The following is a 7,662-nucleotide window of genomic DNA, read 5'->3' on the forward strand; positions in this document are numbered from 1 at the left end:
CCGTTCGCGACAGGGGCAGGCGCTTTCGGGGCACTAGCGATCAATGCGTTCTTCCGCGCGGAGAATGGCGAAAGCGGTCTGGGGCTGGACGAACTTAAAGATCCACGCAACGCGGACCGGCTCAGCTTTAGTTATACCACTCTCGATGCCAACACTCGCCAGAGGGGCACTATCTTAGGCGCGTACAGCGGTAGCTTTTCCACATCCGCAGTCCCCGAGCCCGCCACTTGGGCAATGATGCTCGTCGGCCTAGGCATGGTCGGCGGAGCAGTTCGCTACCGTCGTCGCACCACGACAACGACCTACGCCTGACGGGTTGCGAATCTCAAAGGGTGAGACGAAGCCGTCAGCCGAAGGCTGGCGGCTTTGTCATTTCTGCTCTCCACCACGTCGCGACATTCGGGCTACCGATTGAGATCGGCCCAAAGCGGCCATTCCGCTTCCGCCCACTAGCGGACATTTCGTTCCCGAGATAAGTTACCGGCGTGGCGACGAGGAACGAAGGCAATGAGGGCTGTAGATTGGATACGCGGCCATAAGGCTCGTAGCGGCCTTGTTATGCTTGCGCTGGCTAACCTCCTCTATTTGCTCTGGTACACGACCACCGATGATCCAGCATCATCGATTTCGAAGTTCGTTACCCCGGTTCTGATTTTGTCGGTCGTATTTATGAAAAATGCGGAGAGCCGTAAGGGCAGCTAGCAATCCATTCTGGCCATGCCACTTACGCCGACTAGCGGACATCGGTTGGATCGGTCACTTTCGCAGCAGACTCCGCTACGAGGTTCTTAAGCATGAGCTATCAAACAGACAGTCGAAGCCGGACGCGAGCGATCACCGTGTATGCGGTCCTACTTTTCATAGGAGCGGCGCTAGGCTTTCTCGTGAGGTTTGGCGTGATCACCGATCATATCCTCTGGTAACAGCCTTCGACGACCGATCGAATGTCCGCTTCCCACCAAACCCGGACATTCAGGGCCGAGGCGCATCGGCTTTCTGCATCAAGCGATGCTACGATTTCCGCGACTTCGAGCCTGATGCAGATTTTGTGAATTCTGCATCAAGTCCGATTTACCAGGCGGTTTTAAGTACCTCTACGGCAGCGCTGCGTAGCAGGGGTTCGTTTCGTGACTGCACTTGGGGTCCAACGCGTTCAGCGAAGGGCATGAATGATTTTTGATCATTTTTCTGCATAGCGGTGCATGCTTGGCCAATCTCGGTGGCGCTGAGCGATTGCCAGCTACTGACCAAATTCTTCTCCCACTCTGCGCTATGACGCTTAACGGCCGCGTCGATTGCCTGCGCAAGCTTCTGGTCACCCGAAGCTCCGTCCCGGGCCTTGACCATAGCGGCAGTCTGAGTTCGCCCAACTGCCATGGTCAGTATCGACCTGAACTGCTCGGCCGGCTTCATCGAGGCAACGAGGCCTCGCGCATCGCGAGTAGCGCACTGTGCAGACGCGCTGCCGCAGCTGGCGAGGGCTACAGACGCGGTAACGATCGTGAGAAGGCGTATCATCATCGAAGCATGCGCTTGAAGGGTTACGATAAACTGAACGAAGGCGGATTGCCTCCAACCCTCTTGAGCCCGCCGCGCTACTGTCAGGCCTGATGCAAAACTTTTAATTTTTGCATCAATTTCGATGAGTGGTCGGCAGCGTTATCGAGGGGGCGTAGGTGCCGGCGGTATTGATACGGGCGCCGGTGTGATGGTGCACATCCAACTTGGGCAGTCGCCTGCCTCATACATGATGTTGACGATTGCGTGGGACTTAGAGGCTTTCCTGCCCGGGTTTCCAGCCTGAAGTCGGAAGAAACTTACAAGCTCAAGGGCAACACCTCGTCCCTCTTCCGAACCAATCGTATTGTTTGCAACCTTACATTTAACGAGGCGATCAACCACGATCGCACATTCCAGCACAACGCCCCAGCTCTGACCCAGCTTCTTCGCACGGTCGAAACCTGCGTTTGAGGGGGGGGCACTTTAAAGACCAGATTGGGACCAAACTCGCGAGGACTGGACTGGCATCTTCTGCCATCACATAGCCAACCAATCGTATTAAAACTTCGGTTTTTAACAGTTTCGGACTTCTCGTGGGTGGGCGCGACAGAGGCGGCCAAGGCAGCGAGTAATAAAGACGCGATCATCATGCAGTCCTTTGGGCTGCTTTTCTTCTAGAGAAGTAGTAGTGCCCTAGCTAGCTGCAAAAGGGACCCCTTTCGCGACGCGACACAAGCCACATTCGGTCCGTTACTGTCGCAAAACTAGGGACATACGAGACGTCCGAAACTTATCGAAGCCGAATGGAAACGGGGAGGGCTAGCCTCCCCGTTTCACTTATGCCTCCTCGGTGACCTTCGTTGCGCGAGGCTTGCGGGGAGACTTCGAAGAACCATCAGTAGCCTTTTTGGCTGTCTGACCAGGTTTGCGCCCCAAACCGATCGACTTTGCCATGGTCCGCCGTGCTTCCGAGTACGAAGGTGCGACCATGGGATAATCGGCCTTCAGGTTGTAGCGCGCTCGGTATTCCTCAGGTGTAAGGCTATTGCTCGACAGATGGCGGCGTAACGTCTTGTATGACTTGCCGTCGATCATCGAAATGATGTGATCGGGCGACGCCAGCGACTTACGCACCGTGACAGCAGGCTCATAAGCTTGCGCAGCTTCTTCCGGGGCTGCTGAAGTAGCTGCGTCTGACAGTTGAGCGACAGCGGCATGCATTGACCGCAAAAATGCGGGCACATCCTCCGCATTCGTGCGGGTGTTAGGATTGGCCAACCATGCAGCAGTCAGTTCAGCGGCCAACTCGACCGAGTTGATATCATCGTTTATTATAAGCTCTGTATCTTTGGGGGGGGGGCATGCAATTAGGTTCAATCGCTCCTATGTTCAAGATAAACAGATATTTAACGACGAAGCGATCCGTTTGCTGAAAGCTCACGAGATTGCCGTTCAATGGTTCATCTTGGGACGCACCGCATATAATGAGGCACGAGTTGCCCCTCGTTTGGCGCTGTGATTGCGGCATATCACTCAGGATGAGCGACCCTGCAGAGCCTATTCTCGATAGCCGTGTGTTTTTCGGACAGACTGCTTGATGCAACCGAGTTAGGTCTTCGCAGGTGCGGTCCAGCCGATCCGGCCCAGCGTGCCGATTAGCGTCGAGCGCGGTACCTTGAAGGTTCGACAGACAGATGCTTTGCTGGCCCCACCATCCAGCGCGGCTGTAATCCGTTCGAGGGTTTCGGTATCGATCATCGGCGGGCGGCCACCCTGGCGTCCGCGACGCTTTGCCGCCGCAAGCCCAGCCATTACGCGCTCGCGCGTCAGTGCGCGCTCATACTGTGCGAGTGCGCCAAAGAGGGAGAACAGCAGTTCGCCGTGCGGGGTGGTCGTATCCATCTGCTCGGTTAGCGACCGGAACGCGATACCGCGCGTCTTCAGATCGGTGACGATCGCCAGTAGGTGCGGCAGCGAGCGTCCAAGCCGGTCGAGCTTCCACACGATTAATGTGTCGCCCGAGTTGAGATATTCGAGGCAGGCTTTCAGCACCGGCCGATCGTCGCGTGCGCCGGATGCCTTGTCGGTATGGAGATGACGATGATCGACGCCGGCTGCGACTAGCGCGTCCCGCTGAAGATCGACCGTTTGGCGGTCATCGGCCGACGAGACCCGCATATATCCAACCAGCATGTACGACAAACCCCCGAAAGCACGTTCTCGAACACTCTATCAAGGCGACAGGGTTTGTCGAACGTTATGACCGTAGACGGCGTTGATCCAGCGAAGGCGAAAACCGGGGATGTCGTAAATCATGTGTTTTCCGACAGGGGGTCAGCTGCAGCAATCGCTCGAAGGCGCTCGGGCCGATACCGCTCGTACGCCAACGTTCGAGTAGATAACTCGAACTCTCGAATGGCTAGGATCCTACTAAATCTTGCAAGCCATGCTCCATTCTACCGATGGAGAGGCTAAACGGGAATCATACGTTGAATGCCTTGGCTGTAATGCACGGCAAAAGCTGGCCCCTATAAGGAGGCCAGCTTGCACTTACTCGGAGGGTACCGCTTTTGGCTTTTTTGATTTTGCCGCAGCCTTTGGTGACGTGCCATCGCCCTTGCGGACGGTTCCCAGGCCAATCCTGTGGGCCATCGCACGGCGAGCTTCCGAATAGGTTGGGGCAACCATAGGATAATCGTCTTTTAAGTTATACCGCACGCGATATTCATCTGGCGTCATGCCGTGCTTTGAAAGGTGGCGACGTAGAGTCTTGTACGATTTTCCATCAACCATGCTGACGATGAAGTCGGGGTTCGCCAAAGACTTTCGCGTCGAAACTGCGGGTAAGTAATCCTGCGCGCCAGTAGCAGGAGCATCTGTCCCCTCAGTGCCGCTCATCAGAGACTGAACGCTCGAATGCATCCGGGCGAGAAACGCTGGAACCTCATCGGCGGATGTTCGGGTATTAGAATTAGACAGCCACGCAATCGTCAACTCGGTGGCAAGCTCGACAGCGTTCAGCTGGATATTTTCATCAGTCATTCTATGCTCCACTAGGGCTTGCCATTTAAGAGAATTATCTACGATGACAACCTTGTTCGCTGCAGAACGCGTAATTAATCAAGGCCCTCCTTGAATAACGCTGCGATGCCAAAAATATAAAATAGCTAAGTCGTTTTACCACTTCGCCGCACCGAGGCTATAAAACGTTAATCTCACGTAAGCTGGTCTCTGTCCTATCCTGGGATCTTCTCGGCCCCGAGTGAATTTGAATGCCAGATTTCCGAGGGAATAAATGCGTGATCGTTCGTTTCTGCGAGGCCCCAAGCGTAGTCAGCGTAATGCTCTGCACGAATAAAATATCGATCTCGCTCAGCAGGATCTATACTCTTTGTTGATGCAGCCCTCGCAATCGCCTCTTCCTCAAGCCATTGAAAAATCTGGTTTTGCTCATGAAGAGCCAAAGACATAGCCACCTCCCCTAAAACTCGTATAGGGCTATGATGGCATAAGCGGCCTTTAAAGCGACTGATGTTTTGTACAAACCATGGATCTGTATCGTCGGCCTTGAGATAGCTCATAGTCAGACGCTATTGTATAAGACTGAAAGATGCATTGCTAATATATACTATTTACACTGCAGTTATAGTAGAAACCATCGGCTATAATAGCCACGTTTATAAGCCGGGCAACACATGGCTTCACAATATCTTTTAATTCTTTTGAGTAAAAGGCATATAGTGACATGGCTCTATATCATTATACGATGTACCCTTCCGTCCTTATGATATAAGTCAATATGACCTGTTTTAGAAACGACAACCACCTTAGCGAATATGACTCTCATCATTTTGTTTATAGCAATGGACGACTTTTTGTCATTGTGACCTGTCGAAAGGTATTCAATGGCCTCAGAGAGTTGCTTCTCTAGTCTGATAGTCGCTGAGTGTTGATACATATCCGCCTTATCTAAAAGGTCCTGCTCTAATAGATCAACGGTATAGCGCATCTCTTTCAATCGATCTGTATCAGATGGGCTGGGGCTGACCGCGAGAAGCTCGCGTCTGGCTCGATCAACATTGTTTTGAGCTATGGATAGTTGCCTGCTTCGGCCATATCCAGGCGCGCTAATGTCGCAGGCGATAAAGATTGTCGATAGGCCTTGGCGAAGAGCGGCATCAACGGGGCCATAGGCAATGGGCGCATAATGGGCTGCCGTTCCAGCTACGGATGCCGAACATATAATGCTCGGGCCATTCGGGGCTGATGGACTAACAATCATCAAACTGCCGCAATATTCGCATACCGCAAGTTGATTCAGTATGTTGCTAACACCACCATGACCAGCCCAGTTACTGGTCAGACGATTAGTCTGTACTTTCTGAAACGTATCCACCGATATGATAGCAGGATAGTATCCCCGTATGGGTGGACAAGGCACGCGGGTCTGTCTTCCGTCTTTCCATTCTATGACATGAGGAACAAAGGTCCCTATGACAGCGCTTGATCTAGTAATCCAACCCACTTTGTCGCGCGTCCAAAGACTATCCGACTTCCAAGCTGGCACCTTATTGTAGTTAAACCTTTCTGATATTCTGGTGTTAGATACACCCTCTTGAGCGAGTCTGAATATATCTCTGACTACCTCTGCCCTCGCTGGTATTATTGAAAATGTCTTGTCATTCTTATTAAGCTCCAGCCATCTCGGACAGCTGGACGTGATCGGCTCAGACCTCGCGATCGCCCTTTTCGCGCTCCAACTTGCCTTTCCTCTAAACGACTTTAACTCGCTTTCTTCATTGGCACGGATAAAGTTTATTAGCGCGTATATTAAGCCCATCGGGTCTCGACGTAACTCATCGATTGAATATGTTCTTCTATCGGATAGTGTGACAATTGTTATCCCAGCAAGAACGATTTGTGTCAGCAAACTCTGGGCATTCAAAGCGCTTTCTCGACTCAGCCGGTCAAGACTCTCGACAAGCAAAAGACTGCCTTGTGGTACGATCCCTAGAGAAACTGCCGCAAGGAAATCTCCAAGGCGCCCTGACGCAGAGTTCTGACCCCGAAAACCGGATATACCATAGTCTCTGTAGGTAAGGTGATCGTCGAGAATGAGGGAGAACTCATCTGCATAAGAAACAGCCAGCGCCGTCTGGCGCCTGATGCTATCGCCGCTCATCTGCTCGGGGCTGCTGAAGCGAACATACGAATAGGCGTATCTCTTTGCTACAGATGTATCTGACTGGATCACGGCTAAACCTCCGATAAGCCGTACCTACCATATCAGCGAGATATTTGATTGAACGGTGTTCAGAGGCGGCTATAGCTCTAAAACAACACTGGCGATAATGCGTCGCCCCCCCCCATCAGCTGCCCCCCCCACCCGCCTTGAATGCATAGCGTGTGTGATAATTCACAAAATAACCGAATTCGGTCAGGGTGGGGCAATGCCCCTTGTCTGCAGCGACCACAGGCTTCAATATTTATCTCAAAACTTGAAAGGCAGCAAGGGCATGTTTGACGTGTCTGACGCGCCGCTGAATACAGCATAGATCAAAGCATTGGCGTACTTCAGAGGGTATAATTGCGCATATCTGTCAACGCCTATCTGACCGGAATGTTTAATGGCACCATCAGTACCTTATGGTCCCTCCCGCAAAGTCTGGGTCAACGATGGCCATGTTTTTATAGAAGCACCGGATGGCACTGTTGTATTTATGACGCCGGAGGTAGCAATCGAGATGAGTCGACTAGTTGGAAATGCCGGCTCCAAGTCTCTAATTAACAAAGTGGTGGAAGAGGATGATACGTCAGAGACTTGGCGAGGAGAGTAGGCTCGGTAGTCCTAAAAGCCACTATATGGCGTAGCTGGCACATGGGTTGCCCCACCTTTGCAGACTTAAAAACGCAAATATCTTAAAATTAGATGAGTCGCGGTGCGCGTATTTAACGGGGTGAAACTGGTGAGACTAATGCGCCACGTACCTGCTGCACTACAGGCCGACTTGCGGGTGGAGCAGTTTCATATTCTGCTGCAACAGATCCCAATCCTCAACACCGTTTTGATAATTAACACCGCAATACTGGCAATCTCCGTCTACGGCTCGGTTTCAACTACGTTGTCAGTTGAGATCCCCGGCTTATTCGGGGTGCTTATCG

At 52.4% G+C, this 7,662-nt stretch carries 7 protein-coding genes; 2 read left to right on the plus strand and 5 right to left on the minus strand.

What is annotated here, in order from left to right; all coding sequences use genetic code 11:
• The coding region (locus IFT71_RS20925; protein WP_192143411.1) for an FxDxF family PEP-CTERM protein at positions 1-312 on the plus strand (312 nt) is incomplete at its 5' end.
• 2,025 nt (positions 313-2,337) lie between these two features.
• Here the strand turns inward: IFT71_RS20925 and IFT71_RS20930 are convergent.
• The 5 genes from IFT71_RS20930 to IFT71_RS21955 all read right to left on the minus strand — a co-directional run bounded on the left by IFT71_RS20930 (position 2,338) and on the right by IFT71_RS21955 (position 6,754).
• A complete protein-coding gene (locus IFT71_RS20930) occupies positions 2,338-2,805 on the minus strand; it encodes a MucR family transcriptional regulator (RefSeq protein WP_244655098.1) in 468 nt (155 codons plus the stop codon).
• 303 nt (positions 2,806-3,108) lie between these two features.
• A complete protein-coding gene (locus tag IFT71_RS20935; protein ID WP_192143413.1) occupies positions 3,109-3,693 on the minus strand; it encodes a recombinase family protein in 585 nt (194 codons plus the stop codon).
• 357 nt (positions 3,694-4,050) lie between these two features.
• A complete protein-coding gene (locus IFT71_RS20940) occupies positions 4,051-4,542 on the minus strand; it encodes a MucR family transcriptional regulator (RefSeq protein ID WP_192143415.1) in 492 nt (163 codons plus the stop codon).
• A gap of 194 nt (positions 4,543-4,736) precedes the next feature.
• Positions 4,737-5,081, minus strand: a complete 345-nt coding sequence (locus IFT71_RS20945; protein WP_192143417.1) for a hypothetical protein — start codon at positions 5,079-5,081, stop codon at positions 4,737-4,739.
• Positions 5,082-5,251: 170 nt separating this feature from the next.
• Positions 5,252-6,754: a recombinase family protein gene (locus IFT71_RS21955; protein ID WP_192143419.1), complete on the minus strand. Its 1,503-nt coding sequence runs from the start codon at positions 6,752-6,754 to the stop codon at positions 5,252-5,254.
• A 685-nt stretch (positions 6,755-7,439) separates the two neighbouring features.
• Between IFT71_RS21955 and IFT71_RS21285 the strand changes: the two genes are divergently transcribed.
• The coding region (locus IFT71_RS21285) for a hypothetical protein (protein WP_206757482.1) at positions 7,440-7,662 on the plus strand (223 nt) is incomplete at its 3' end.

Origin of the sequence: Sphingomonas sp. CFBP 13733 (genome assembly GCF_014841795.1) — a bacterium.
In the GTDB taxonomy this organism is placed as follows: Bacteria; Pseudomonadota; Alphaproteobacteria; order Sphingomonadales; family Sphingomonadaceae; genus Sphingomonas; species Sphingomonas aerolata.

What these genes read in the sequence shown, in the direction of transcription:
- IFT71_RS20935 (WP_192143413.1), bottom strand. Translation starts at nt 3,693, where the DNA reads ATGCTGGTTGGATATATGCGGGTCTCGTCGGCCGATGACCGCCAAACG.
- IFT71_RS20940 (WP_192143415.1), bottom strand. Translation starts at nt 4,542, where the DNA reads ATGACTGATGAAAATATCCAGCTGAACGCTGTCGAGCTTGCCACCGAG.
- IFT71_RS20945 (WP_192143417.1), bottom strand. Translation starts at nt 5,081, where the DNA reads ATGAGCTATCTCAAGGCCGACGATACAGATCCATGGTTTGTACAAAAC.